The sequence below is a fragment of the Streptomyces sp. NPDC054770 genome, assembly GCF_053611985.1.
In genome coordinates this window covers 16248-40746 of record NZ_JBSHBL010000088.1, presented here as the reverse complement: position 1 = coordinate 40746, position 24499 = coordinate 16248, and the positions used below count along the sequence as shown (strand labels likewise).

28 protein-coding genes are annotated in these 24499 nt (G+C 71.3%); 19 read left to right on the top strand and 9 right to left on the bottom strand.

Annotation, left to right across the window (positions count from 1 at the left end; translation table 11 throughout):
* Positions 1-117: 117 nt before the first annotated feature.
* The gene (locus ACWGKQ_RS44020) at positions 118-498 is read right to left on the bottom strand and encodes a transposase (protein WP_453297691.1); all 381 of its coding nucleotides are present in this window, start codon (positions 496-498) and stop codon (positions 118-120) included.
* A gap of 162 nt (positions 499-660) precedes the next feature.
* Between ACWGKQ_RS44020 and ACWGKQ_RS44015 the strand changes: the two genes are divergently transcribed.
* The 3 genes from ACWGKQ_RS44015 to ACWGKQ_RS44005 all read left to right on the top strand — a co-directional run bounded on the left by ACWGKQ_RS44015 (position 661) and on the right by ACWGKQ_RS44005 (position 2884).
* On the top strand, positions 661-1236 hold the full coding sequence (locus tag ACWGKQ_RS44015; protein ID WP_453297690.1) for a hypothetical protein: 576 nt from the start codon (positions 661-663) through the stop codon (positions 1234-1236).
* Positions 1237-1322: 86 nt separating this feature from the next.
* A complete protein-coding gene (locus ACWGKQ_RS44010) occupies positions 1323-1916 on the top strand; it encodes an SdpA family antimicrobial peptide system protein (RefSeq protein WP_453297689.1) in 594 nt (197 codons plus the stop codon).
* Complete coding sequence (locus ACWGKQ_RS44005) at positions 1913-2884, top strand: sporulation-delaying protein SdpB family protein (RefSeq protein ID WP_453297688.1); 972 nt, start codon at positions 1913-1915, stop codon at positions 2882-2884. Before ACWGKQ_RS44010 ends, ACWGKQ_RS44005 begins: the two co-directional genes overlap by 4 nt.
* A gap of 127 nt (positions 2885-3011) precedes the next feature.
* Here ACWGKQ_RS44005 and ACWGKQ_RS44000 read toward each other — a convergent pair whose 3' ends face one another.
* Positions 3012-3155, bottom strand: coding sequence for a hypothetical protein (locus ACWGKQ_RS44000; RefSeq protein ID WP_453297687.1), 144 nt, complete (start codon positions 3153-3155; stop codon positions 3012-3014).
* Positions 3156-3220: 65 nt separating this feature from the next.
* Positions 3221-3772 (bottom strand): hypothetical protein, encoded by a 552-nt coding sequence (locus ACWGKQ_RS43995; RefSeq protein ID WP_453297686.1) that lies wholly within the window; start codon positions 3770-3772, stop codon positions 3221-3223.
* A 233-nt stretch (positions 3773-4005) separates the two neighbouring features.
* Between ACWGKQ_RS43995 and ACWGKQ_RS43990 the strand changes: the two genes are divergently transcribed.
* The 6 genes from ACWGKQ_RS43990 to ACWGKQ_RS43965 all read left to right on the top strand — a co-directional run bounded on the left by ACWGKQ_RS43990 (position 4006) and on the right by ACWGKQ_RS43965 (position 8525).
* On the top strand, positions 4006-4371 hold the full coding sequence (locus ACWGKQ_RS43990) for a hypothetical protein (RefSeq protein WP_453297685.1): 366 nt from the start codon (positions 4006-4008) through the stop codon (positions 4369-4371).
* A 122-nt stretch (positions 4372-4493) separates the two neighbouring features.
* Entirely contained in the window at positions 4494-4739 is a 246-nt protein-coding gene (locus tag ACWGKQ_RS43985; protein ID WP_453297684.1) for a hypothetical protein, read from the top strand.
* Between the two features lie 82 nt (positions 4740-4821).
* Complete coding sequence (locus ACWGKQ_RS43980; protein WP_453297683.1) at positions 4822-5043, top strand: cold shock domain-containing protein; 222 nt, start codon at positions 4822-4824, stop codon at positions 5041-5043.
* 387 nt (positions 5044-5430) lie between these two features.
* The gene (locus tag ACWGKQ_RS43975; protein ID WP_453297682.1) at positions 5431-6147 is read left to right on the top strand and encodes a hypothetical protein; all 717 of its coding nucleotides are present in this window, start codon (positions 5431-5433) and stop codon (positions 6145-6147) included.
* A gap of 57 nt (positions 6148-6204) precedes the next feature.
* Positions 6205-7815 carry a hypothetical protein gene (locus tag ACWGKQ_RS43970; protein ID WP_453297681.1) on the top strand — a complete coding sequence of 537 codons (1611 nt, stop codon included), beginning with the start codon at positions 6205-6207 and terminating at the stop codon, positions 7813-7815.
* Positions 7816-7817: 2 nt separating this feature from the next.
* Positions 7818-8525, top strand: coding sequence for a TIR domain-containing protein (locus ACWGKQ_RS43965; RefSeq protein ID WP_453297680.1), 708 nt, complete (start codon positions 7818-7820; stop codon positions 8523-8525).
* Between the two features lie 69 nt (positions 8526-8594).
* Here ACWGKQ_RS43965 and ACWGKQ_RS43960 read toward each other — a convergent pair whose 3' ends face one another.
* Positions 8595-9491 carry a macro domain-containing protein gene (locus ACWGKQ_RS43960; protein WP_453297679.1) on the bottom strand — a complete coding sequence of 299 codons (897 nt, stop codon included), beginning with the start codon at positions 9489-9491 and terminating at the stop codon, positions 8595-8597.
* A gap of 109 nt (positions 9492-9600) precedes the next feature.
* Here ACWGKQ_RS43960 and ACWGKQ_RS43955 point away from each other — a divergent pair, with 109 nt between their 5' ends.
* The 5 genes from ACWGKQ_RS43955 to ACWGKQ_RS43935 all read left to right on the top strand — a co-directional run bounded on the left by ACWGKQ_RS43955 (position 9601) and on the right by ACWGKQ_RS43935 (position 13425).
* Complete coding sequence (locus ACWGKQ_RS43955; protein WP_453297678.1) at positions 9601-10956, top strand: macro domain-containing protein; 1356 nt, start codon at positions 9601-9603, stop codon at positions 10954-10956.
* 378 nt (positions 10957-11334) lie between these two features.
* Positions 11335-11583: a hypothetical protein gene (locus ACWGKQ_RS43950; protein WP_453297677.1), complete on the top strand. Its 249-nt coding sequence runs from the start codon at positions 11335-11337 to the stop codon at positions 11581-11583.
* 12 nt (positions 11584-11595) lie between these two features.
* Entirely contained in the window at positions 11596-12795 is a 1200-nt protein-coding gene (locus tag ACWGKQ_RS43945) for an SPFH domain-containing protein (protein WP_453297676.1), read from the top strand.
* A gap of 134 nt (positions 12796-12929) precedes the next feature.
* Positions 12930-13148, top strand: coding sequence for a hypothetical protein (locus ACWGKQ_RS43940; RefSeq protein ID WP_453297675.1), 219 nt, complete (start codon positions 12930-12932; stop codon positions 13146-13148).
* A 58-nt stretch (positions 13149-13206) separates the two neighbouring features.
* Positions 13207-13425, top strand: a complete 219-nt coding sequence (locus ACWGKQ_RS43935) for a hypothetical protein (RefSeq protein ID WP_453297674.1) — start codon at positions 13207-13209, stop codon at positions 13423-13425.
* Between the two features lie 161 nt (positions 13426-13586).
* Here the strand turns inward: ACWGKQ_RS43935 and ACWGKQ_RS43930 are convergent, their stop codons facing one another.
* Positions 13587-14207, bottom strand: a complete 621-nt coding sequence (locus ACWGKQ_RS43930) for a toll/interleukin-1 receptor domain-containing protein (RefSeq protein ID WP_453297673.1) — start codon at positions 14205-14207, stop codon at positions 13587-13589.
* A gap of 168 nt (positions 14208-14375) precedes the next feature.
* Between ACWGKQ_RS43930 and ACWGKQ_RS43925 the strand changes: the two genes are divergently transcribed.
* Positions 14376-15308 (top strand): slipin family protein, encoded by a 933-nt coding sequence (locus ACWGKQ_RS43925; protein ID WP_453297672.1) that lies wholly within the window; start codon positions 14376-14378, stop codon positions 15306-15308.
* On the opposite strand, the gene ACWGKQ_RS43920 is transcribed toward ACWGKQ_RS43925, so the two are convergent.
* Complete coding sequence (locus tag ACWGKQ_RS43920; protein ID WP_453297671.1) at positions 15253-16443, bottom strand: MFS transporter; 1191 nt, start codon at positions 16441-16443, stop codon at positions 15253-15255. The genes ACWGKQ_RS43925 and ACWGKQ_RS43920 overlap by 56 nt on opposite strands.
* Before the next feature lie 248 nt (positions 16444-16691).
* Here ACWGKQ_RS43920 and ACWGKQ_RS43915 point away from each other — a divergent pair, with 248 nt between their 5' ends.
* From ACWGKQ_RS43915 to ACWGKQ_RS43905, 3 genes are all read left to right on the top strand, one after another.
* Complete coding sequence (locus ACWGKQ_RS43915) at positions 16692-17675, top strand: transcriptional regulator (RefSeq protein WP_453297670.1); 984 nt, start codon at positions 16692-16694, stop codon at positions 17673-17675.
* A 9-nt stretch (positions 17676-17684) separates the two neighbouring features.
* Entirely contained in the window at positions 17685-18191 is a 507-nt protein-coding gene (locus ACWGKQ_RS43910; RefSeq protein WP_453297669.1) for a glutathione peroxidase, read from the top strand.
* Between the two features lie 80 nt (positions 18192-18271).
* Entirely contained in the window at positions 18272-19192 is a 921-nt protein-coding gene (locus ACWGKQ_RS43905) for a MerR family transcriptional regulator (RefSeq protein ID WP_453297668.1), read from the top strand.
* Positions 19193-19313: 121 nt separating this feature from the next.
* Here the strand turns inward: ACWGKQ_RS43905 and ACWGKQ_RS43900 are convergent, their stop codons facing one another.
* The 3 genes from ACWGKQ_RS43900 to ACWGKQ_RS43890 form a co-directional block, all read right to left on the bottom strand.
* The gene (locus ACWGKQ_RS43900) at positions 19314-19505 is read right to left on the bottom strand and encodes a DUF397 domain-containing protein (protein ID WP_089102095.1); all 192 of its coding nucleotides are present in this window, start codon (positions 19503-19505) and stop codon (positions 19314-19316) included.
* Positions 19506-19695: 190 nt separating this feature from the next.
* Entirely contained in the window at positions 19696-20553 is an 858-nt protein-coding gene (locus ACWGKQ_RS43895) for a helix-turn-helix domain-containing protein (RefSeq protein ID WP_089102094.1), read from the bottom strand.
* Positions 20554-20833: 280 nt separating this feature from the next.
* The gene (locus ACWGKQ_RS43890) at positions 20834-21595 is read right to left on the bottom strand and encodes a GOLPH3/VPS74 family protein (RefSeq protein WP_453297667.1); all 762 of its coding nucleotides are present in this window, start codon (positions 21593-21595) and stop codon (positions 20834-20836) included.
* Positions 21596-21772: 177 nt separating this feature from the next.
* Here ACWGKQ_RS43890 and ACWGKQ_RS43885 point away from each other — a divergent pair, with 177 nt between their 5' ends.
* The gene (locus ACWGKQ_RS43885) at positions 21773-24370 is read left to right on the top strand and encodes a serine hydrolase (RefSeq protein ID WP_453297666.1); all 2598 of its coding nucleotides are present in this window, start codon (positions 21773-21775) and stop codon (positions 24368-24370) included.
* The last annotated feature ends 129 nt before the right edge of the window (positions 24371-24499 follow it).

Below are 24499 nucleotides of genomic sequence, written 5' to 3'. Positions count from 1 at the left end.
GTGACACAACCCCCTCCCTTTTCTTTTTTCCGTCCCGGCCCGCCCCCGTTCCGGAGAGTCAAGAAACCATCAAAGATAGATTACCCACCCTTTAAGAGTGGAGATTGTCTTAGGTGGTTATCGCATGGCCGAAAAGGAACCTCTTGCTCCGGATTCTCGATAGAGTTTTTCGGCCCACTCGTACTGCACGGTCCGGACACCCGTACGCGCCGCCGCCTGCAGCAGTTCCCACCAGAGCCCGCTTTCCGCCCATTGTCCGAATCTCCGGTGCGCGGTCTGCCAGGACACACCGAATATTCTGGGTAATTCCCTCCAGGGCGAACCCGTGACCACCACGAACGCGATGGCGGCGAAGACGGATTCACTGTCGGCCGGAGCCGATCCGCCGCCCTGCGGGCGCCGCACCGGCGCAGGTACAAGTGGAGCGGCCAGCTTCCACAACTGAGCCGGAGCAAACCACGAGTAACGCTCGTCCACGAGTTCCATATTTTTCTGCATCACGCAGAGTATCTACCACCGGAGACGCGGCTGAATCCTTGCGTGGGGCGCTTTCCGCTTCATAGCCTCCTCATCGACTGCAAGGGGTCGATGTGCAGAGAAACGACCCCGCAGTACTCGAAAGCGAGTAAGCATCCCATTTTTTCGTGGAGGGAATTCATCATGCGCAAGAACGCGCGTTACGCGATCGCCGTCGGCGCCCTTGCCGCGGTCGGCATCGGCATCGGCATCGGCCCGGCCCTCGCGGACACGCAGCAGCACCATGCCACCGCGCCCACGTACACCGACAAGGACGTCACCTCGCTGCTCGCCTTCGGCACCGGCCGGATCGCGCAGCAGCACCCTGCCACCCTCAAGGCGCTGGGCGAGAAGCCCCGCTCGGCAACCAGCCAGGCCGTCGACGAGCTGACCGGAGCCCTCACCAAGGTCGACCCCACGTACCACACGGTCGTCACCGAGGGCCTGCAGAGCGGCAACCCGTACCAGGTGCAGGCCGCCCTCAAGACGTACGGATCCGACGTGAAGCAGCTCGCCGCGACCAAGGGCACCGCCGTCAACCCGAACGGCTCGTGGTTCGTGTGGACGGACAACGCGCTCGTCCAGACCGGGACCGTCGCCACGACCGTCGCGGCCGTCGCCGAGGTGGGCGTCGTCACCGTGGTCGCCTACGCGCACAACGACGACCAGTCGCAGTTCACCCAGGAGTCGATTGCCGCGAGCGTGGTGAACGCCTTCTGACCCAGGCCCGGCTGGGCACCAAGTGAGCGGCCGGTGCCGGAGCCCCGTGGCTTCGGCACCGGCACCCCACCGTGGAGGAACCCCGGATGACCGCCCTTGACACCGACGCGCTGGAAGCCGCCGCATGCCGGCGTGCCTTCCGTGCGACGGGTACCGCCGTACTCGCCTTCTTCCTGCTGACGATCTTCTTCGCCATGCCCGGCAATGTGCTCACCCGCTCCTGGATGGGCGGCCTGAAGAGCGCGTTCACCATCACCGCCCCGCAAGGCTGGGCGTTCTTCACCAAGAGCCCGCAGAGCATCGACCTCTACGCCTACCGCGACAGTGGCCACGGCTACCCGAGCCTGCTCAAGACCCCCCAGGTCAAGCCGTCGAACTACTTCGGGCTCAGCCGCGAGCAGCGCGCCCAGGGGCCCGAACTCGCCGGCCTCGCCCGCTATGTGGCCCACTGGGACGCCTGCCCGGAGCAGCAGATCACCCCGTGCCTCCAGGCCGCGTTCGGCCGCCCGGTCCGTAGCGTCGACAACGACTCGCCCACCCCGACGCTCTGCGGCGACCTGGTGCTCGCCGAGCAGCGGCCGACGCCGTGGGCGTACCGGAACTTCACGAAGGACACCACCCGTGTCCAGGACACCGTCCACATACGGGTGCGCTGCCACGCGAAGGAGCGCGGCCGGTGAACCCGCTCGACGTACTGGAGCACGCAGCGCGCCGCTTCGACCCGCGCAGCGTCTGGTTCGGCTGGGGCCGCACGGTCATCGCCCTGGCGCACGTCCTGACGCTTGCGCTGACCCCGCCCGCCTATCTGATGCCGCCGGTCATCGACCAGGGGGCGCCTCCGCAGTGCGGTGGGGTACGAGCCGTGTCCGCGTACTGCCTGGGCGGCGACGCCATCGGGCAGGAGTGGCGGCGCTGGGTGATGGTGGCGCTGCTGCTGCTCGTCGCATCGGGCTACCGGCCACGCTGGACCGTGCTTCCGCATGCGTGGGTCACCTTCTCCATCGGCGTCAGCATCTCGCTGCCCGACGGCGGTGAGGCCATCGCGCGGATCGTCTGCCTGTTGATCATCCCGATGGGCCTCGCCGACGACCGGGTGTGGCACTGGGGCCGGCCGGTCACGCAACTGCACCCGGGATCAAGGGGCATGGCGTTCGCCGCCTTCCTCGGAGTGCGGCTCCAGCTGGCGATCCTCTACATGCAGAGCGGTGTCAGCAAGTGGGGTGTCCCGGACTGGCTGAACGGCTCGGCCGAGTTCTACATCCTGCGCAGCCCCCTGTTCGGCGCGGCGGGCCCGCTGAAGCCGCTCCTGCTGTGGATGTCGGACAACTCCCTCGTGGTGGCGGGGATGTCGTGGGGCGCCATCCTCGTGGAGATCGTCATCGCGGTGTTCCTGCTCAGCCCGACGCGCTGGCGGCGCATGGCGTTCGGGCTCGATCTGGCCCTGCACATCGGCATCATCGTGACGATGGGCCTGTGGAGCTTCGCCCTGATCATGATGGGCTCTGCGGCGATCGCGGCAGCACCGGACCAGTTACCGGAAGCGGCTCCTGACCGGGGACCCGGCGCGGAGAGCGACACAGGGGCCGGTGCCGGCCCCGGGCCGGGAGCTCGCACGACCTCCGAGTCGTTGCCCGCTTCGGCCGCGTGAGGCCGCGGGGCGACCGCCATGTCGAGCCGCCCGAGGAGATCGTCCTGCCGCGGGTCCGGCTGCCCGGCCGAAGGACATCCCGGAGCGGCTCGGTCAGGGGCCCTGTCGGTCGATTCGGGGCCCCACCTCATCCTCCGCGGGCTGTGACGTCGATGATCTCCACGGACAGACCGGTGCCCGCCGAGGCAGTGCTGATCAGGTCGGTGCGGGACTTCTTCACCGGTCGTGTCGGGCCGTACGACGGCATCGGCGGTGGGCCGGCGGCGGTCATGGCTCCCCCTGGGGTGTTCGGTCGGTTCGAGGATGGGCGGAGCGGGCGGGAATCCGCGGTCGCCCCTACCGCCAGCCGCCGGTGAAGTCGCTGCTGAGCTGGGCGTCGCAGATGTTGTAGCCGCCCGACGCGTGCCCGGACTTCGTCTGCCCGTCCACGGTCACGCTGCAGTTGATGTCCCCCGAACCCTGCAGCTGGGCGTTGAGCGTGTAGTACATCGCCCCCTTCTCGAGGGGCAGGGCGGCCTCGAACCTGCCGTCCTCGAACACGCCCTTGCGGGTGTCGCTGTCGGAGCCGTAGTTGATGTCGAGACCGCCCAGCACTCCGGCCGGGGCGGTCCCCCAGACCTTGAAGACGGCGGTCTTCGGGGCGCCGGCCTTCTTGCTGTCGTCCTTGGCACCGGCGGCCGTCCTGTTGCGGGTCGTGGTGGTGGACCCGGACTTCGAGGTACTGCTGCCGGAGCCGTTCGAGCCGCCGCCGCTGACGGCCGCGGCGGCGATGCCAAGGACGACGGTCAGGCCGACGAGGCCGAGGCAGCCGAGACCCATGGCCTTCCCCGCACCGGGTCCCTTTTTCGGCGGCTGCCCGTACGGCTGCTGCGGCTGCTGGTTGTTCACGGGTCCCCCTGAGGCGTCTGCTGCTGAAAACAAGATGTGTGACATGTGGAGATGACGGGCGTTTGCCGCTTAACTGGTGGATTCACCCAATCGTGGTAGATCGGCCAGACGGGGTCAGCGGCGCAACTCCCGTCACCGGAACGCAAAGGTCGTCGGCCGTCTGTCGTGCAGCCGGGTGGCGCAGAAGCTTCCTGAGAGCCGTCGTTGTCAGACCCTTCCGGCATGCTCTGCCCATGCTGATAGCGACGAACAACCAGGGCCACGTGCTGAAGAACCCCTCGGAGCCGGCGATGGCCGCGATGCTCGCGGACCTTCGACAGGGCGGCCATCTGATCCTTGAGCGGCAGGACGAGGACGTCGAGGGTGACTGGTACATCCAGGTGCTGTTCCGGGACAACGACACCTACCAGTTGGAGTACCGGGACGGCGTCCCCGCGGAGCACTACCAGACCCTCACCACCGACCGGGAGAAGGCCGGTCAGGCACTGCTCGACTGGGCGGCCGGTGAGCCGGACTGGCAGAGCGGCTTCACGTGGAACAACCTCGGCGCCATGTTCGCGGCCCCGGTCGCCGAGACCACGGATCAGCCCGGCGCCTAGCCTCGCGCTGCTGATGGTCATGCCGTCAGGTCGTCTGTGCCCCGCCCTGGTGGCGGCACCCCCGAAGTGGGGTCGCGCCGCCACGGTAGGGTCTGCCTCCGCCGACGGGGAGGAGACGGCAGGTGACGGCGTACCGATTGGGCTACGCGGAGGGACAGTGGACGGTCTGGATCGCCCTGGGCCTGGCGGCAGTCTGGGTTGCGACAGGCCGGTGGCGGGACTACCCGCGCGCTGACGGCAGGAACGCGGAACAGATCGCCGCCGTGGTGCGGCGCCGGTCCCGGTTGGTCAACCGCTCGATCCTCGCGGTCGCCTCGCTGTGGATCCTGGCGAACATCGCTGTCGAGGTCTGGGTGGTACGGCGGTGACTACCGTCGCGGAGCCCTGTGCATGGACGACAGCGAGTTGCCCCATGGCCTGTCCCGCCCCCGGCGCCCGTAGAGTCGCCGCATGGTGACTGCGGCTGTCCGTGAGTGGCACGGCGAGGAAGGGTGGGGGGTGCTCGACTCTCCTGAGACACCGGGCGGTTGCTGGGGCCACTGTTCCCACCTCCAGAAGGGCCTCTACACGCTGTCGCCGGGACAGCGTGTGGATCTCCAGTGGGAGGCCCCTCGCTGCAATCAGGACGGCTACTCCTACCGGGCGGTGAACATAGTGCTTCGGCCGGCCTGACATCCGCATCGTCATCCGCGTCCGCGTCCGGCATCGACAAGGGAGCGCCTTCGGCGGGGAGCGGGCTCCCGTGGAGGGCCGGTGGTCCGGTGGCCGGATTCGGTGATGTCGTGGCGGTGGGCCGGGGGCGGTCAGCGGCTGGGGCGCGGGTGGCGGGCCGGGCGGTGAATGAGGGGGCCGTGGGGTGGCGGAGGGGGGCCGGAAGCGGATCGGAAGCAGCTCGGTTCTGGTCACGGAAGCGGTGGCGCTGGTCGCATCGGAAGCGTCAACCACCTTGCCGCGTCCCGCTGTTCACGGTCGGCCCCGGGCAGGTCCGTCGCGTACGGGCCCGCCGCGAGGCCGGCCGGGGGCGGGTGCGGTGCACTGCCGTGACCGCTGGAGAACCCCATGGCCGACCCAGGGCTGACGCCGCCCGCCGAGCGTCCCGACCCGCTGTCCTCCCACCGCGCACCGCCCTCCTACCAGCCCCCCGGCCTGATACCGCCGGGCGGCCCCGCCCGCACCTGGGGGCTCGTGGTCATCGCCACCCCCCTGCTGCTCGCCGTGCTCGTGGCCCTGATCGGCGGCCTGGCCGGCGGCTCGTCCGGGTCGTCGGGGTCATCGGGGTCGTCCGGCTCCGGTTCCGGCTTCTTCGGCTCGGGCGCCTCCGGCTCGGACGACAGCGGTGGCACCGCCGGCCAGCCGGCCTACGCCGACCCGACGACGGCGTCCGCATGGCCGTACGGCGACACCGGCACCCCCGCGGCGACCGCCACCGACGGCTACGACGCCTACCCGACGGACACCGCCACCGACACCCCGAGCGCGAGCCCGACCGGCGGGCCGGGCGATGTCGTCACCGCCTACTTCGCGGCGATCTCCGCCCGCGACTACCGGACCGCCTGGAACCTCGGCGGCAAGAACCTCGACTCCAGCTACGGCAGCTTCGTCTCGGGCTACGCCACCACCCGGCAGGACACCGTCGACGTCGTGGACGTGGCGGGCGACGAGGTGCAGGTGACCATCGAGGCGCTGCAGACCGACGGCACGTCGAAGTCGTACGACGCCACCTACACCGTCCAGGACGGCGTGATCACCAGCGGCACGGCCACCCAGACCGGCTGACACCCACCGGGGCGTGCCCGCCGGGGTGCGCCCGCACGAGCGGAGCGCTGAACCACCATGGCCACACAAGTACTTGATCCCCGTCCGCCGGGACCGGCGCCGCAGGAGCCGCCGGAGCGGCGCGCGTACGCGCGGACCAGAGCGACCCGGCTGCTGTCCGCGGGCACCTACCTCGACCCCGGCTACCGGCGCGCCGTCATCCGGGAACTGCTCCACCGGCGTTTCCGGGTCGTCGCGCCCTCCTACGGCTACGACGCCGTGTCGGTCCTCGCCCACGCCCTCGCCGCGCGCCGGCTGCGCCGCATCCAGTGGGGGGTCGCGGCCGGCCTGGACTTCGCGGTCCTCCTGCTGCTGAGCAACGGGGTGCTGAACCCGTTCCTCGGCGTCGTCCTGCTGTGCTGGGTGCCGTGGGCGGCGGCCTATCTGCGCCGGATCGCCACCCTGCACATCCTGATGACCCGGGTGCGGGAGAGCGGCCCCGACGGCGGCTTCGACGGCGGCTGCCCGTCGCACGCCAGGCTGACCGACGCACTCGCCCGCAAGATCGACCACGAGCAGGCGAGCCGCAGCGGACTGGTCTTCTACGGCGGCTACCGGCCCTTCGTCGGCGCGGGCCTGCCGCTGCGCGACTGGGCCAACGCGCAGTTGCTGCTCGGCGCTCCGAAGACCCGGATCATGGCGCGCAAGAGCGCGGACGGCGAACCGCCCGATCTCGACACCGTCGAGCGCCGGCAGGTCGTCCCGTTCAGCGTGCACGAGATCACCAGCGAGGTCGCCGCCCGGCTCAACGCCGACCTGCGCGACGAGGCCCGGCCCGACGAGCGGATCGAAGGACTGACCGTCGAGCAGCGCCGCTTCACCACCGCGATCCGCACCAACGACCGCTCCAGGGGCGCCGGCTGGTCCCAGCTGCCCAGCGTCGACGACCTGCCCGGCATCCACTGGCGGGAGGACTACGACGCGGCCCGCGAGTACCTGTGCGTGCGCGTCGGGTCCTGGAACGAGGAGCTGGTGACCTCGGTCTTCGTCGGGTTCGACATCAAGGGCAACACGCTGCACACCGAGTTCTACACCTATGTGCTCGGGCCGCTCGTGGAGGACTTCCACCTCGTGGACCAGTTGCCCGCCGCCGTCGACCGGCGGCTGGCGGTGCGGGTGGCGTGGGACATGTTCACGGCCCTGGTGCGCTGGTGGATCGCGCTGTGCGTGTGGCCGCTGTGGCTGGTCCCGGAGCGGTTCCTGCCGACGTGGACACTCCGCTGGGTCCGGCCCTGGCGGGACCGCAGGGCCAAGCGGGCCGCGATGGCCGTGCTGCTGGCGGACCGGGCGGCGGACACCAGCGAGTTCCGGCTCGGCCGTTACGTCAACCGCTGGCTCAACTGCGGTGCCCTGGCGAGCGTCCGGGAGCTGGCCACCAGCGAGACGTTCCACCACTTCTTCCAGCAGTCCGACGCGGTGAAGTACATGCAGATCATCGAGCGCCGGCTGCTGCAGAACGTCCGCGCGTTCCTCGACGAGCACGACGTGGACCTCGTCGAGCACGACCGCGCGCAGACCAACATCCTGCTGGGCGACAACAGCCAGAACGTCTTCGGCGGCGAGAACAGCAACTTCGGGTACAACTACCAGCCGCCGGAGGGCGGTTCATCGGGGAAGGCGGGGAAGTGACCATGAGCCAGGGCCACACCTTCGGCGACAACAACCAGAACGTCTTCGGCGGCGAGAACAGCGGCTTCGGGTACAACGTCCACAACACCCCGCCGCAGGACCGGCAGTCCGCCGAGCAGCGGTCCGCCGAACAGCGGTCCGCCGAGCGGGAGGCGGCGCGCGCGGAGCACGGCCGCCGTCGCAGTGTCTTCGTCGTGCACGGCCGCGACGAGGAGGTCCGCACGGCGATGTTCGGGCTGCTGCGCCGGCTCGACCTGCGCCCGCTGGAGTGGGAGCGGCTGGTCCGGGCCACCGGGGGGACCGCGCCGTTCCTCGGCGAGGTCATCGAGAAGGCACTGTCGCAGGCGCAGGCGGCGCTCGTGCTGCTCACCCCGGACGACGTCGCCAAGCTCCATCCGCGCCTGCTGGGCGACAACGAGCCTTCGTACGAGACCCAGTTGACCGGTCAACCGCGCCAGAACGTGCTGATCGAGCTCGGCATGGCGCTGATGGCCTACCCGGAGCGGACGATCATCGTGGAGGTCGGCCAGGTGCGGCCGGCCGCGGACCTCGGGGGCCGCAACGTGATCCGCTTCGACGGTTCCGAGACCGCCGTCTCGAAGATCGTCGAACGGCTCAAGGGCGCCGAGTGCGATCTCGACGACACCCGGCCGGACTGGCGTGACACCTCGCACTTCGAGAATCTGGCGGCCTACCGCCGACTGGCCTGACGGACGGACGGCACGGCAGGGGGGCGGGGGGCCGCGGGCCTTCCGCCCTTCCCTCTGCCTACCGGTGCGCTACCGCTCCGGGTCCGAGGCCAGGGCCGCCAGGAACGCGGCCAGTTCGCGCATGTCGATGCCGTCCAGTTCCCCGGGCCGTACGACCAGGTGCAGTTCACGGCAGATCGCGGCCTCGCGGGAGCGGGCCACGAAGGACATCAGGATCAGCCGGAGCAGGCTGTCCCGGTCGAGGTGGCCGAGCCGCGCGAGCCCGGAGCCGACCAACGGCATGGCCACCCGCTCCAGTTGGGCGTGGACCCGCAGCGCGTCCCACAGCCCGCCCAGGCCCCGCCACAGGTCCTCCACGCCGGAGGCGGCCACGTAGTCGTTGCCGATCCGGCTGTAGGCCACGCCGAACACCAGCCGCGGCCGGGTGCCCAGCACCGCCACCGTGCCGACCGGGTAGCGGTCGAGCTTGCCGAGCGGCTTGTCCGCCCGCTCCTCCCGCGCCACCGGCCGGGCGGCGGCGAGCGCCGCGCCCAGCTCCGCGTCCAGGCGGTCGACGTCGCCGCCGTACCGGCGGTCGAGGAGTTGTGCCTGCACGCTGTCGCCGTTGATGACCCGGCCGCCGGCCGACAGGGTGTCGAAGGTGTCGCAGAACCCGACGACGAGATGGGCCGGCTGGTCGAACACGTCGCCGGTCTCGACGACCACCGTCATGTCGGGCCGCCGGAACACCTGCCGTACCCGGGCCGCCGGGCGGGACCGCAGCAGCCCCCAGCCCAGGCAGGCTCCCACCGACAGACCGACGACCGCGCCGGAGGCGCTGTGCGGCACGAACGGGCCCACCACCTGGGACACGGCGGACAGCCCGCCGAACGCCACCATCGTGTCGCGCACGAAGACCTGCCGGGCCCGCCGCGCGCCCCGCGGGTGCCGTATCGGGTCCAGTCCACCGGAATCACCCGAACTCATGGATTCCCCAAGGCATCATGATAATCTTTCAGTCACTTATGGCTGACGCAGAGTGACGCAGAACCGCCGGGGGGCGACGCGGATGGCCGGTGCGAGAGCAAGAATCCGGGTGAAGGTACTGGGCCCGGTCCAGCTCGAGGTCGACGGGGTCCCGGTCCGGCTGACGCCGCTGACGGTACGGCTGCTGGTCCGCCTGGTGGCGGCCGAGGGCGAGGCGGTCCCGGTACGGCAGCTGCGCCGCGACGTGTGGGGGCTCGCGGACGAGCCGCGCCACCTGGACCAGCGCAACCGCAACGAGGTCCAGAAACGGGTCCTGGAACTGCGGCGGGCGCTGGCCCCCGGCCAGGACAGCGTGGGCACGCAGGTCCTGCGCACCGAGCAGCGGGTCACCGTGCAGGGCCCGGAGACCGCCTACCGCCTGGTGCTGCGGCCCGAGGAACTGGACAGCGCGAGGTTCACCGCGATCGTCAGCGGCGCCCTGCTCGCACCGCCGGCCACCGCGGCGCACCGGCTGGCCGAGGCGCTGTCCCTGGTGCGCGGCCGGCCGCTGGCCGAGGTCGACGGCGAGGGGTTCGCGATGCCCTCCGTGCGCCGCCTGACCACCCTCCAGGACACCGCCCGCCGTGAACTGGTCCGCGTGCAGACCGACTTGGGGCGGCCCGAACTCGCCCTGCCGGTCGCCGAGCTGATCGCCCACGAGCATCCCGACGACGCCGAGGCCGCGCGGGTCCTGGACGCGCTGCGCGCGGAGCTGCGCGCCCGGCACGGGGCCGAACTGCTGCGGCACCGGGTGCCGTTGCCCGACCAGCGGGCCGATGTGGTGCTGGTCCGCGGCGACCTGTTCGACCAGGTGGACTGCAACCTGGTGGTCGGGTTCTCCGACACCTTCGACACGGAGACCGCCGAAGACCTGGTGATCAGCCGCGAGAGCCTGCAGAGCCAGCTCGTGGACCGGCTGTTCGCCGGGCGGCGACGGCTGCTGGACGACCGGCTGCGGGCGGGGCTGCGGGCAGTGAAGGCAGCGGGCACCGAGAGCGTACGGACCAAGCCGCTGGGCCGGCGGGTCCGGTATCCGGTGGGTACGACCGTGGTCGTACCGGTCGACGGCCGGCGGGTGTTCGCCACCGCCTACTCGCGGCTCGGCAACGACCTGGTGGCCAGGTCCAGCCACCACGACCTGCGGCTGAGCCTGGCGCACCTGTGGGCCTCGGTGGCGGTGAACGGCCTGTTCAAGCCGGTCGCCGTGCCGCTGATCGGCTCCGGCCTCGCCCGCGTCACCGACCTGGACCGGGGCCAGCTGGCCGCCCTGATCGTGGACTCGTTCATCGACGCCTGCCGTCACCACCCCGCCCTGACGCCCGAGCTCCGGATCGTCATCCTGCCCCAGGAGCTGGCCCGGACCGATCTGGCCCCGGTGGAGAGGCGCTTCGAGGACCTGGTGCTCGGGCTGCCCGCGGCGGACTGACGGCGAAGGTGGGGCCGGGCGGCGGCTCGGACGTGTCCCCCGGACCGGCGGGCTGCTCCGCATCTCTCGGCTCCCCCTTCGCGGCATCATCCCGCCGGCCGCGCCGCGCGCCGCTTCGCCCGGCCTCACCGCTGTCCACGACACCACCCCGGCCGCTTCCGCCGGTACCCGCCAACCGCTTCCGATCCGATTCCGAGGCGCCCCCGGCCGAGGGCGCCTCGGACCTACGGACCTACGGACCTACGGGCGTACGGGCCCCGGAGCGCGGCTCAGTGGCCGGCCGTGGTGCAGGACGACCTCCCCTGACCGTTGGGTCCCGCACAGAACGGGTCTATCGTCGGAATCATGGGGCCAGGTGGAGGAAGGGGACGGCCGGTGATGCCGCAGGACGAGGCCGTGATCGGCTGCATGGGGACAGTGATCATAGGAACCCGCGGTGCCACCGGCCCCGGCGAAGTCCTGGTGCGGGTCAGAGGCGGCTCGGAGACGTTCCTCGCCTGGTCGGAGGAGCCCCTGCCCGTCGGTGCGACGGTGCTCGTGATCGAATCACGGGGATGCCGCGAGGTCGGCGTCATCGAGTGGGTGGATCCATTGGACGCGCTCGGCGACAGTGCCGAGGCCGGCTGAGGAGTAACAGGAATGTTCGGATACCGCGTACCCGCTCCCGACGAGGCGATGTTGATCTCGGGGGGCAGGCGGGGACTGGGGGGCGCGCCGTTCCGAGTGGTCACGGGGCACGGGAAGTTCGTGCTGCCGGTCTTCCGGAAGGTCCGGTTCCTCACCCTTTCCATGTGCGAGTCCGAGGTCACCGAGACCTGCGTGACCAAGCAGGGCATCGCGTTGCACGTCCGCGCGGTCATCGCCTTCAAGGTCGGCAACGACCACGAGAGCATCATCAACGCCGGTCAGCGCTTCCTCTCCGACCAGGAGCAGATGTCGGTGCTCACCGGCCGGATCTTCGCCGGTCACCTGCGGGCCATCATCGGCTCGATGACGGTCGAGGAGATCGTCACGGAGCGGCAGAAGCTCGCCGCGGAGGTGCTGGACACCTCGAAGACGGAGATGGCGAAGATCGGCCTGATCGTCGACTCGCTGCAGATCCAGTCCATCGACGACGGCGACACCGGCTACATCGACGCGATGTCCGCCCCGCACAAGGCGGCCATCCAGCGGCAGGCCCAGATCGCCCAGGCGCAGGCCACCCAGGCCTCGGTCGAGGCGGAGCAGGTGGCGGCCCGCAACCAGGCCGAGTACGCCCGCCAGACCGCGATCGTCAGGGCCGAGTACTCGGCCGAGGTGGACCGCGCGCAGGCGCAGGCCGCGCAGGCCGGACCGCTGGCACAGGCGCACGCCCAGCAGGAGGTGCTCGCCGCCCAGACGGAGCTGGCCCTGCGCCAGGCCAAGCTGCGCCAGCAGCAGCTGGTGGCCGAGGTCGTGAAGCCCGCCGAGGCCGAGGCCGAGCGGGTCAGGATCCTCGCGGCCGCCGAGGCGCAGCGGATGAAGATCCAGGCGGAGGCGGCCGCCTCGTACGACCGGGTCGCGCTCGACCGGATGCTGATCGACCAGCTCCCGCAGATCGTCAAGGAGGCCGCCGGCGGCCTCGCCGGTGCCAACGTCAACGTCCTCAACGGCGCGGACGGCCTGGGCGAGATCGCCGCCGGCCTGGTCTCCCAGGGGCTGACGATCCTCGACTCGGTGCGGCAGAACCTGAGCGGCTCGGACTCCGACGGGCAGCGCCCCGACGGCCGCCGCTCCGGGGACAGCGAGGGCAGCGGCCTGCTCCAGCTGCCCACCAGCAAGAGCCGGAAGTCGGACGACGGCCCGGTCGACGTCGACTAGGCACGACAGACCGGCGCGTTCACCCTTGCGGGGGTGGACGCGCCGTCTGTCGTTCGGCGGCCGGTCCCTCTTCGACGGCTCCGACGGGCTCGACGGGCTCGACCCAAAAATCGAACACGTGATTGAATCCGGTCATGCGATCGTTTCCCGCGGACCTGGCCCGGGCGCAGCAGGAATGGAGCGCCACCTACCGGCAGCTCGCCGCGCGGCCCGGGCGTACCGAGCTGCGCCGGCGGCTGTACCGGCTGTCGGCCGAGGTGTTCTTCCATCCCTACTGGCAGCAACGGCGCCCGAGCTCCGCCGCGTGGTGGGAGCTGCGTGCCCTCGGACGATCGGACAGGGCAGGGAACTGAGAGGCCTCGGATGACGGGCTGGAGTGCGGGACCGTACGTCCCGGATGATCCTGAAGGCATGTCCGGACCGATACGGGTGATCGTGCATCCGCCGTCGCCGACGGGCGGCCGGCGGGTGCGGGTGGACGGCGAGATCCTCGGGCTGGCCCACAACGTGGCCGACGTCGCCGAGTTCCTTCGCCGTGCCGGGCTGGAGATCGACCCGGCGGATGTCGCGGAGGCGCCGTGGATCGACTGGCGGGGCGGGGGGCCGGAGCGGTGGGGACCGGAGAGCTGACGGGGAAAGCGCGAGGCCCGTCCACCGGGTGGACGGGCCTCGTCTTCGGAGCGCCGGGCAGGCCTTGCACCTGCATTTCCCCGCAGGAAGCGGAGCGTCTTTCCTTGGACCACCAACGCAGTACCGGGCGACCCCGATTGGATCGGCCAGCTCTGTATTGATCATAGCCCATGCGGGTGGGAGCGGGGCGCCCTGGCCAGGTCGCGGGCCCGCGCTCTTTCCTCGGGGGAGGAGAACAGGGGTGGCTCGGGGAGCCGTGAGGTGCCCGGCAGGGGCGGGCGGTGGCCGGGGACGCCGGGAGCCGGGGACTGGGACTGGGACTGGGACTGGGACTGGGACGAGGGGCCGCCGGGGAAGGTGGGTCTGCTGCGCGGGCCCCTGGCGCCGGCGACCGCGTCGAGCAGGGCGGCGCGGGCCTGCTGCTCGTCCAGGCCGTGGAGGTTCCTGCGGATCAGCGGGGCCAGCAGGGCGGGGACGTCGGTGTCGTCGAGCGGCTCGATCACCAGCGGGACCAGACGCTCGCGCCGGGCCACGACCGACGCCCACTCCTGCCGGGTCCACCGCGACGCGTCGAAGTAGTGCCGGGAGAACAGGGCCACCACCGCGGCGGCGCCGTCCAGCGCCTCGTCCGTGCGCGCCACGAAGTTGTCGCCGGCCGACCAGTCCCACACGTCCAGCACGACCCGGAGCCCGGCGTCATGCAGATGCCAGGCCACCCACTCCGCCCAGACCCGGTCCGGTCCGGCGTAACTGATGAAGACCGACTCGCCCGTCGCGCTCACGCTGCCTCCCCCGCCGTCGCCTCGCCCCCCCCATGATTCCCCAACTCTCCCGGGCACCGGTTTCTTTACGCACTCCTGACGCCGGCACCCGCATCCCCGGAAGGCCGGGACGTGTCCTCATCCTTGTCCGGTTTCTTGTCCGGATCACGTCGAGAATGGAGTGTGCCCATGGACGGCGCCGTTGTAGGGGTCGTACTGGTGGTCGTGGCGGCCCTGCTCGTGCTGCGCAGCGGGATGCGGGTGGTCAACCAGGTCGAGCGTGGGGTGGTGTTCCGCCTGGGCAGGGCGCTGCCGGAGTTCCGGCGGCCGGGGATCACCTTCCTCATCCCCTTCGTCGACCGGATGCGCAAGGTGAACACGCAGGTGGTCACCATGCCGGTGCCGACGCAGGAGGGCATCACCAAGGACAACGTGTCGGTGAAGGTGGACGCCGTCGTCTACTTCCGGGTCACCGACCCGATCCGCGCGGCCATCGAGGTGCAGGACTACGTCTTCGCCGTCGGGCAGGTCGCCCAGTCCTCGCTCCGTTCCATCATCGGAAAGAGCGACCTGGACGACCTGCTGACCGACCGGGAGCGGCTGCACGAGGGGCTCGCCCTGATGATCGACAGCCCGGCCGCGCAGTGGGGCATCCACATCGACCGCGTCGAGATCAAGGACGTACAGCTCCCGGAGTCGCTGAAGCGGTCCATGTCCCGGCAGGCCGAGGCCGAGCGGGAGCGGCGGGCCCGGGTCATCACCGCGGACGGTGAGTTCCAGGCCGCGCAGCAGCTCGCCAACGCCTCCAAGATCATGTCGGAGACCCCGGAGGCGATGCAGCTGCGCCTCCTGCAGACCGTCGTCGAGGTCGCCGCCGAGAAGAACTCCACGCTCGTCATGCCCTTCCCGGTGGAGCTGCTGCGCTACTTCGAGCGGGCGACCAAGCGGCTCGACCAGGAGGTCGAGAAGAACGAGCGGACGGCGGCGGACGAGCTCGGCACGGGCCTGAAGGCCGGGATCGAGCAGATCGCCGCCGTCGCCGACAAGTTCGGGCCGGCCGCGGAGCTCACGGCCGCGCCGGAGCCGGCGCCGGCGCCTTCCGCCCCCGTCGAGCGGCCGTAGCCAGTGACAGCGTCACCGCGAGGGACGCGGCCGCGACCAGGGTCATCGCGCGGGCGGGCGAGGTGAGTTGAGCCACCGAGCCCGCCAGCACGGCGCCGACGCCCTGCATGGTGAGCATGCCCGCCGAGTGCAACCCCAGGGCGTGGCCGCTGAGTTCGTCGGGGGTCAGGTTCATCAGCCGCTCCTGCTGGACCAGGCTCGCTCCGAAGCCGACCGAGGCGACGGCGGCGCAGCCGGCCGCCAGGGCGAGCGGCGGCTGCGCGGCGAACAGCAGGTAGGGGGTGGCCAGGAGCAGCAGGAGCGGGGTCGCCATCCGGCTGCGGACGGCGGGCGGGAGCAGCCGGCCGACCGTCACGTCACCGGCCAGCATGCCGAGCGCCGCGCAGGCGAAGAGGGTGCCGGCCGCGTTCGGGGCGTACGACACGTACAGCGACTCGCAGCCGACGACCAGGCCGTTGGGCAGCCACAGGCCGAGGTAGGTGAGGCGGCGCGGGCGGGCGGACCACAGCAGGGCGTTGGTGTGCCAGGTCGCGGCGACGGAGGGGCGGCCGGCGGAGCGGGGCGGGCGGGCGCTCAGGCCGAGGCGGAGGGCCAGGGCGGAGGCCAGGTACAGGGCCGCGGCGAGCAGCAGACAGGTGCGCGGGGACACGGCGGCCAGCAGGGCACCGCCGGTGGCGTAACCGGCGATCTGCACCAGCCCGCTCATCATGTTGAACAGCGAACGCCCGGGCAGATAGCCGTCCTTGGTGAGGATCTCGTTCAGCAGCCCCCAGCGGACCCCGCCGCCGAGCGCGGACACCAGGCCGAGGAGGAGGACGAGGGTGAGCAGCGCGCCCGCCGGGAGGCCGGGCAGCGCCATGCCGGCCGTGCCGACGGCGAAGGCGAGGGAGATCACGGCGAGGGTGGTGCGCGGGGGCAGCCGGTCGGCGCCGGAGAGCAGGAAGGTCGCGCCCAGCACCTGGGCGAGCGAGGGGCCGAACATGCTCAGCGCGGAGAGGAGGGGCGAGCCGGTGCTGCGGTAGACGAGCGTGCCGAGGGCGAGCCCGCCGACGGTCCCGGCCGCGTTCTGGGCGGCCGCGCCGAGGAAGAGCGGGGTGAACTCCGGGGTGCGGAAGAGGGCTTGGTAGCTGGGCATGGTCGGGAGTCTCGGGGGGCGGGGCGGCCGGCGTTATTGTTTCTCGGGTGCGCGAAAGGTTGTCGCGGGGGCGGGGGTCCTTGCGGGCGCGAGACGTTCTAACGGACGCGAAGCCCCCAGCAGTCGCGCGATGCTCTCACCGGCGCGAAGCCCCCAGCAGCCGCGAGATGCTCTAACCGGCGCGAGGCCGCCCGCGCCCGCACGATGCCTTAACCGGCGCGAGAAGCTCTAACAACAGGGAGACCCTCTTGGGCTGGTGGCAGCTCAACGCCGACACGTTGGCCCGTAGCCGGTTCGTGGTCTCCCCCTTCGCCGAGACCTTCGCGAGTCTGCGGCTGCTGCACGCCGGCACCGCCGCCCACCCCGGTGAGCGCCGCTGGCTGGACGACCACCTCCCCGGCTACCGCGCCCGCCTCGCCGCCGACCCCGTCACCGCGCTGCTCGTCCGCGCCGGGCTCGGCCGGGTCTGGACCGCGGACTTCCTCACCCCCACACCCCGGGACGGCGAGAGCGCCGCGGAGGGCATCGCCCGGGTGCGGTCGGCGCCGCCCGCCCCGGCCCGGGCGCAGCTGCGGGTGGCCCGCGACGGTCCGCTCCCCGCCGCCCTGGACCGCGACGACCTGCCCGGGCGGGCGGCGGATCTGCTGACGTACGTGTGGGAGGAGACCGTACGGCCGTACTGGGCGCGCCGGCGGCGGATCCTGGAGGCGGATGTCGTGGCCCGGACCACGCGGGTGAGCCGGGGCGGCTGGGCCGAGGTGCTGGACTCGGTGCGGCCGGGGCGGACCCGCTGGCTCGGGGACAACCGGCTCCAGGTCAATCTGCACGAGTACCCGCCCCGCGAGATCTCCGGCGCCGACCTCCTCCTCGTCCCGGTCACGCCGAAGAACGGCTGGGTCTCCTGGGAGGAGCCGGACCGCTACGCGCTGGTCTACCCGTGCGCCGGCGCGCTCGCGGACCCCGCAGGGCGGACGGTTCCGACCGGCCTCAGCGCGCTGCTGGGCGGCGCGCGCGCCGGGGTGCTGGTGCTGCTGGACGCCCCCATGAGCACCACCCATCTGACGGCGGTGACCGGCCAGGGCCTCGGTTCCGTCGGGCGTCACCTCAAGGTCCTTCTCGATGCCGGTCTGGTGGAGCGGCGGCGGGCCGGGCGGTCGGTGCTGTACGTGCGGACGGCGGCCGGGGACGTGCTGGTCGAGGCCGGAACCCGGTCCGCCACCGAGCGGCGTTAGCATCCGCTTATGACGACTTCTGAGAACAACGGGTCCGTGCTCGACGTGGAGATCGATGCGCTGCAGGGCGGCTCGGCCGATCTGCCGGGCTACGGCGGCAAGGCCGTGCTCATTGTCAACGTGGCCTCCAAGTGCGGTCTGACCCCGCAGTACAACGGCCTGGAGAAGCTCCAGGAGCGGTACGCGGCGCAGGGCTTCACCGTGCTCGGGGTGCCCTGCAACCAGTTCATGGGCCAGGAGCCCGGCAGCGCCGAGGAGATCGCCGAGTTCTGCTCGGCGACGTACGGCGTGACCTTCCCGCTGACCGAGAAGGTCGAGGTGAACGGGGAGGGCCGGCACCCGCTCTACGACCGTCTGGTCGGGTTCGCCGACGGCGAGGGGCACACCGGGGACATCCGCTGGAACTTCGAGAAGTTCCTGATCGGCCGGGACGGGCAGGTCGTCGCCCGGTTCGCGCCGCAGACCGAGCCGGAGTCGGCGGAGGTCGTGGCCGCGGTGGAGGCCGCCCTCGCCTGACCGCGGGGCCGGTCGCGGGTTGACCTTGCCCCTGGGGCAGGGACGAACCTCCTGGTCACCGGGCGGAACGGTTCCGCCCGGTGACGGAGGATGTGGCCGTGGAGGACGCCGTGGACATCGTGGACGAGGAGCTGCTCACGATCGGCGCGTTCGCCGCGCGGTCCCGGCTCTCGGCGAAGGCGCTGCGCATCTACGACCGCCTGGGGCTGCTGGCCCCGGCGCACGTCGACGAGGCGAGCGGTTACCGCTACTACCGCGCCGGCCAGGTCGAGCGCGCCCGGCTGGTGGCGCTGCTGCGCCAGCTGGACATGCCGCTGGCCCGGATCGCCGAGGTGGTCGAGGCGGCGGAGGCGGCCGACGGTGACACCGCCGCCGGGCTGCTGACCGGCTACTGGGCGGACGTCGAGGCGCGGGTCGCCGGGCAGCGGACGCTCGCCGCATACCTCCGTGACCGGCTGTCCGGAGGGAGTACGCAGATGTACGGGACGTTCGTGGTGGAGACGGTCGAGGTGCCGGCGCAGGTGGTGATCACCGAGACCCGGCACACGCTGGCGGACGAGTTGCCGGCCTGGATCGGCGCCTCGCTGGGGCGGCTGGAGGCGGCGGCCCGGGAGTGCGGGGGCGTGGCCGGGGCGCCCTTCGTGGTGTACCACGCCGAGGTGTCCATGGAGAGCGACGGACCGGCCGAGGCCTGTGTCCCGGTGGCGGACGAGGCGGCGGCCCGGGCCTGGGCCGGGCGGCACGGGCGGGCCTGGGAGACGGCGGTGCGGGTGGAGCCGGCGCGCACGCTGGCGTACACGCGGATCAGCAAGGCGCAGGTGGCGCATCCGCAGATCCTGGCGGCCTTCGAGGCGGTGGAGCGGTGGATCGCCGGCCGGGAGGGTCTGGAGGGGCGGGAGAGCCTGGAGTACGACGGCCCGTGCCGGGAGGTCTACTTCGCGGACTGGGACGCGGCCGGACCCGAGGACCCGGTCTGCGATGTGGCCTTCCCCGTGAGGTGACCGCCGACGGGCACAAGCCGAGCCCCCTCGGCAAGGACGGCGGGCTGGTCGAGAGGGCTCTGGGTAACGCTTGTGCAGTTGTCGTAGTCGGGAGCGTGGGCGTGGGTCAGCGAATGCCCCCTTACGCCTTGACCGAGGTCACGAAGGCGTTCCACGCGCCGGCCGGGAATGCGAGGACCGGGCCCTCCTCGACCTTGGAGTCGCGTACGGCGAGTCCCGCGGTCGTCGGCGACTTGACCTCGACGCACGCCCCGTTCCCTGCGGAATAGGAGGACTTCGTCCACGTCTCCGTGGCGCCCTGAAGCAGTGCCATGTCCACTCCTGTTGCGAGATTGCTGTGGTGCTTGCTGTAGTGCGAATCACGCCAACCTTGCTGACCGGTTGGCGTGATCGACGCTACTAGCCAACTTCCTCGCCTGGAGTACCCGTTCACTCGTCCGGATGGCATATTCCCCTGGAGACTTCCCCTGGACCGTGGCACCGGTGTACAGTCCGCCACTTCCTCAGCGGGCGTACTCCTTCGCCGCGTCGGCGATGAACTGCCGGGACTGCTCGACGTTCAGCGACTGGGCGCGCAGGTGCTCGTACATCACGGCGTACTTCTGCACGTCGTGGGCCTTCTCCAGGTAGAGGTCGCTGGTCACGCCCTCCAGGTAGACGACGCTGGAGTCGGCCGCGTCGGCGAACTCCAGGATCGCGTACTGCCCGTTGAGGCCGGGATGGGCGCCGCACTCGAAGGGCAGCACCTGGACGGTGATGTGCGGCTGCTGGGACATCTCGAGGAGGTACTCCAGCTGCTCGCGCATCACGAGCCGGTTGCCGACGAGCCGGCGCAGCGCGGCCTCGTCGAGCACCACCCAGAGCCGAAGGGGGTTGTGCTCGGCGGTGATACGTTCCTGTCGCCGCATCCGGACCTGGACCCGCTTCTCGATGTCGGCGGCGGAGGTCTCCGGCAACGCGCCCTGCACCAGGGCCTCGGCGTACGCCCGGGTCTGCAACAGGCCGGTGACCAGCTGGGGTTCGTACACCCGCAGCGACTCGGCGTCCGTCTCCAGACCGATGTAGACGCTGTACGGGATGTCCCCGAACGCGTGCCACCATCCTTGCTGCCGCGAATCCCTGGCCATCTCCATCAGGGACTCGACGACCCGCTGGTCCTCGACCTCGTACACCCCGCACAGGTCGCGGACGTCGCGCTGGCTGATGCTCCGGCGCCCGTTCTCCAGCCGGCTGATCTTCGACTGCGAAACGAGCAACCGCTCCGCCACTTCCTCCGCCGTCATGCCCTTGAGCTCGCGGAGCCTGCGCAGCTCCTGGCCCAGCCGGCGTCGCCTGACGGTGGGATTGACATTGGACGCCACGGGACGTGCACCTCCGGCTGCCTGCCTGTAACTACCACTTTGCGTATCTGCTGTTGAGCAGACTGCCACCAAGGTGCTTCCTACCGCTGGGAAACAGCGGATATGCGGCGCGTACGCGTCAGTTCGGGCGCGTTCCGGATTCTCCGGACGGAAATGCCGAGCGGGGCGGTGGAGGCGCGTACTGCGTACGCCTTCACCGCCCCGCTCGGACCAGCGGCTCCCGAACCGGGTCTCAGGGGTGCTGTGTTGCCGTCGGCTGTCGCCGCCGTGGAACTGCGGCTCAGTGCACCACGGCGCGTGCCATCGCGCCGCGGCGCGGCTGCATCGGAACACCGCGTGCGGGTTCCGGCGCACCGGGCCTGGCGCCTGGTCCGGCCTGCCGCCCGGCGGGGGCGGCGGGGTTGCGGCGCGGCTGGGCAGCCGCACCGCTCTGCACGTCCATGACGGCGTGGGCCACGAGCCCGCCCATCGGGTCGTGCCGGATCAGGTCCCGCAGCCGGGAACGAGAGGACCGTCCCTCGTTGCCCGGATACAGGTGCTTGCCGAGACCGACCGCGTGGGCCAGGGCGGCGAGCGCTGCGGTCCGCGGGTCCGGCGGTACGCCGGTACGGATCGCCGAATCCAGCCGGCCACGGATCTCCCGGGTGACGGCGTTGTCCGTCGCCTGGTACCGAGTGGTCGGCAGCACCCCGCACATCTGGCCCGCTACGGCGGCAACCATGCCGCACCGCTCCAGATGCGCGAGATAGATCTGGCGAAGGCCCAGACGCGGCCCGCCGATCCAGTGAACAGCCCGTACGGGAGCGCCACGCCGTCGCAGCAACTCCAACGCACAGTCCAAAGTCGGATCTCCAGTCGGCCGTGGCTGCACCACGGCGATACGATCCCCGTCTGGGGCTATCCGTCCGGCCAGCGCCAGCTCTACTAGCTGTGCTCCGGCCAGACCGAGGTCGAGCGACTGCGGCTGTGCAGTGGTACCCGTGGCCGGGTCCAGTGCCAGCAGCAGAAGCTCCTCCGGAAGTGTTCTGCGGCTCCTGCCCATCCATGCCTCCCCGCGTGGATGAATGACAGGGTGACCCCTCTCACATTGGTCTGTCGAGGGTGCGTGACCGGTTCGTAAGGGAACCGGTAGGTATGTCGTTCTCGTCTACCGCAGGGGCTAAGCCCGCACACAGGACACTGGTACATGGTTCGGACAGCGCACGGAAACGTGCGAAGCGTGGAGGAGGCATCGGTGGCGGGCGAGTCCCCCGACAGGTCGAAGCAGCGCGAGTCGTCGGAAGAACCGACGTCGGGGAACGAGGGAACGGTTCCCGAAGCACGCGACCCGCGAGTGGCGGTGGCCGCCGAGAAGGAGACCGCCGGCGGCGTGGACACCGCGACCCGGATCTTCTCGGTACGGGACCGGAAGACGGCGCCGGCCGACGGGACCGACAAGGACGACGCGAAGCTCCGCGACGCGGTGGCGGCGTGGGTACGCACGGGCGACGCCGAGCAGGACGCCGCCCCGGAGGCCCCCGAGGCGGCTACGGAGCCCGAGGAGGGCCCTGAGACGCCCGAGGAGCGGCAGGAGACCCCGGAACCCCCGGAGGACGCCCCCAGGACCGCTACGGCGCCTGAGGCAACGACCATCCCGGACCCCGAGGACGACCCGGAGCCGGCGGACGAGCCCGCCGAACCCCAAGACGCCACGCCCCAGGGCGAGTCGGCGCCCTCCGCCGAGCCCGAGGACTCCAAGCCCGAACCCGAGGACGCAGCGCCGGAAGACGAACCGAAGGCGACAACCGAGCCCGAGGACGCCAAGCCCGCCGAGCAGCCCGAGGCGACCGCCGACCCCCAAGACACCACCCCCCAGGCCGAGTCGGCACCCGCCACCGAACCCGAGGACACCAAGCCCGAACCCGAGGCCAACACAGCCGAACCCGAGGACGCCTCACCCGAGGACAAGCCGAAGGCGACGGCCGAACCCGAAGACGCCTCACCCGAGGACAAGCCGAAGGCGACTGCCGAACCCGAAGACGCAGCGCCCGAGGACAAGCCGAAGGCGACTGCCGAACCCGAAGACGCAGCGCCCGAGGACGAACCGAAGGCGGCGGGCGGACCCGCGGACGCCGACGGCGGGGAGGGACCGCAGGGGCCACCCGCGGCCGACGACGATGGCCGCACGGGTGGTGCGGGTGGGAAATCGGGTGGTGCCGAAGGCGAAGCCGAGGCCGAGCCCGCGGCTGCCGTCGATCAGCCCACGACCATGCTCAAGGCCCCCCGCCCCCCGCAGGTCGACCAGCCCACCACCATGCTCAAGCTGGGCGGCGACACCAAGCCCAAGCCGCAGCCCAAGCCGCAGCCCAAGCCGCAGCCCGAGTCGCAGCCGAAGCCCAAGACCCCCGAGGCCGACGCCGAGCGCACCAGCAGGTTCGTCGCTCTCAAGTCGGACATAGGGAAGGGCCCCAAGCCCGAGGCCGCCTCCACCACCCGCACCACCGTCCTGCCCCAGATCGGCCCCGAGCGCACCACCCAGCAGCCGCTCCCCCCGAAGCCCCCGCTGGACCTGCTCGCCGAGCTGACCAACACGCCCCCGCCGCCGGAGACCCCGGTCCGGACCCTCTTCCGCCGGGTCAAGATCTGGACGCCCCTGGTCATCCTCGTCCTGATCATCTTTGCGGTCATACAGACCCTGCGTCCGCTCCCCCAGCCCACCCTCTCCCTCTCCGCGAAGGACACGTACACCTTCGACGGCAGCGCGGTGGACATCCCCTGGCCGGCCGACGGCCAGGCGGCCCTCGACGTCCAGGGCATCGGCACGTTCGGCTCCTCCGGCGACCAGAAGCCGGTGCCGATCGCGAGCGTCGCCAAGGTGATGACCGCGTACATCATCCTGCGCGACCACCCCCTGAAGAGCGGCGCCGCCGGCCCGAAGATCAAGATCGACCAGGCGGCCCAGGACCAGGCGAACGCCGGCCAGGAGTCGACCGTCGACGTGACGGCCGGCGACTCGATCACCCAGCGCGAGGCGCTGGAGAGCATCCTGATCGCCTCCGCCAACAACGTGGCGCGGCTGCTGGCGCGCTGGGACGCGGGTTCCGAGAAGTCGTTCGTGGCGAAGATGAACGCCACCGCGAAGAAGCTCGGCATGACCAACACGACGTACACGGACCCGTCGGGGCTCACGAACTCCACGGTGTCCACCGCCGTGGACCAGGTGAAGCTGGCGAAGGCCGCCATGGCGAGCGAGCCGGCCTTCCGCGAGGTCGCCGCGATGATGTCGTACGACGACTACAAGGGCGTCAACCACGGCAACTGGAACCAGCTGGTCGGCCAGAACAACGTCGTCGGCATCAAGACCGGCACCACCACCTCCGCCCTCGGCAACCTGGTCTTCGCCGCGAAGAAGGACGTGAACGGCGAGACCCGCACGATCATCGGCGCGGTGATCCGGCAGCCGGCCGACGCCAGCAACGGCAACAGCATCCTCAAGGCCGCCCTCAACGCCGGCGACGCGCTGATCCGGGCCGCCCAGGGCGCGCTGAAGTCGGCGACGATCTACAAGAAGGGCGAAGTCGTCGGGTACGTGGACGACGGGCTCGGCGGCCGCACCCCGGTGGTGGCGACGAAGGACGTCACGGCCGTCGGCTGGTCGAAGCTGAGGGTGAAGCTGTCGTTCCAGGCGGACGACGTGCCGCACACCGCGAAGGCCGGCACCAAGGTCGGCACCCTCACCGTGGGTGACGGTTCCGGTTCCGCCGTCCAGATTCCGGTCGCCCTGGAGAAGGACCTCGCCGAGCCCGGGTTCGCGGCCAAGCTGACCCGCATCGGCTGACCCATAACCGGCATTCCGTCACTGCACCCCGCCGATGGCGGCCCACCCCAGGGCCCCGCGGCGGGGTGCGTGCTAGCGTCGCGAATCGGGGCAGGTCGCCGGTCGCCGGGACACGACCGCGAACTGGAC